Source organism: Streptomyces sp. NPDC057474, from assembly GCF_042802555.1.
GTDB lineage: Bacteria > Actinomycetota > Actinomycetes > Streptomycetales > Streptomycetaceae > Streptomyces.
In genome coordinates, this window is record NZ_JBHVDX010000499.1 from 1 (window position 1) to 1,296 (window position 1,296).

Sequence of the window (1,296 nt, forward strand, 5' to 3'; positions counted from 1 at the left end):
TTGAAGTTTCCCCGTGATGCTGGACACTCGATGCTTACGCCGTGAGGGCGTGTCCTTGTTCGTGTCGCTGTCTGATCTCCAGCGGGGTGAGGTAGCCCCAGCCCGGATGTTTCCGCAGTCGCCGCCGGTTGTAGAAAATCTCGATGAAGGCGAAGATCTCCGCTCGGGCACTCGGCCGGTCCGGCCAGCAGCGGGTGCCGATCTCTTCCTTCAAAAGCGCGAAGAACGACTCGGCGACGGCGTTGTCGAAACACGACCCCGTGCGGCCCATGCTCTGCCGCAGCCCCAACCGGCTTGTCTCACGCCGGAGTTCGTCTGAGGTGTATTCGCTGCCGCGGTCCGAATGCACGATGCAGCCGGGCTGGAGCCGGCCACGTCCGGCAGCCATGCCCAGCGCGTCCACGACCAAGGATGCGCGGTGGTGGTCAGCCATCGAGTAGCCGACGATCTCGCGGGTTGCGAGGTCCAGCCAGGTCGCCAGATACAACCAGCCCTCATCGGTGGGGATGTAGGTGATGTCGCCGACGAGCTTCATCCCCGGCGCCGGTGCGGTGAAGTCGCGGGCGATCAGGTCCGGGGCGGGCACCGCCCTTTTGGCCGGGCGGGTCAGGCCCTTTCGCCTGCGCCGTGTGACGCCGCTGATGCCGCGTTCACGCATGACACGCTCGATCCGTTTGCGGTTCACGCGGTGCCCGAGCCGGCGCAGTCCGGCGTGGATGCGCGGCACTCCGTAGGCACCGCGGGAGGCGAGGTGCAGCACGGTGATCTCGTGCGCCAGGACATCGTCCGCGGCCTGCTTCGCCCGCCTGGTCTTCTCACCGGCCAGCCATGCGTAGAAGGAGGAGCGGGCCACCTTCAGCAGCCGGCACAGCAGAGCAACATGGTGGGTGGTCTTCTCCGCCTCGATGAACGCGTACACCTCGCTCATCGATCGCTCTCCTTCGCGAAGAAGACCGCCGCTTTTCGCAGCACCTCGATCGTCTCCGCCTGCTCGGCGGCCAGCCTCCGCAGCCGGCGCAGCTCTTCACGCTCGGCCGTCGTCAGCTCTCCCGGCGCCCCCTGCCCGCGGTCGATCTCATCCTGCTTGACCCAGTTCCGCAGGCCCTCGGCGCTGACCCCGAGCTGCCGGGCCACCTCGGTGACGGTCTTCCCGGAAGAACGCACGAGAGCGACTGCGTCCCGTTTGAACTCCTCCGTGTACCGCCTGCTGCGGTTGCTCTTACTTCCCACCTGGCACTACTTCCTCTGGAACTCACGTCCCAGTCTCCAGGTGTCCACGATCAAGGGGAAGGTTCA

At 66.4% G+C, this 1,296-nt stretch carries 2 protein-coding genes; both read right to left on the reverse strand.

Features of this window, described 5'->3' with window-relative positions; translation table 11 throughout:
• Nucleotides 1-34: 34 nt before the first annotated feature.
• Nucleotides 35-928 (reverse strand): IS3 family transposase, encoded by an 894-nt coding sequence (locus ACFU53_RS48055; RefSeq protein ID WP_384007022.1) that lies wholly within the window; start codon nucleotides 926-928, stop codon nucleotides 35-37.
• Nucleotides 925-1,230, reverse strand: coding sequence for a transposase (locus ACFU53_RS48060; protein WP_075033595.1), 306 nt, complete (start codon nucleotides 1,228-1,230; stop codon nucleotides 925-927). The genes ACFU53_RS48055 and ACFU53_RS48060 overlap by 4 nt, the downstream gene beginning before the upstream one ends.
• Nucleotides 1,231-1,296 lie beyond the last annotated feature (66 nt).

What these genes read in the sequence shown, in the direction of transcription:
- ACFU53_RS48055 (WP_384007022.1), bottom strand. Translation starts at nt 928, where the DNA reads ATGAGCGAGGTGTACGCGTTCATCGAGGCGGAGAAGACCACCCACCAT.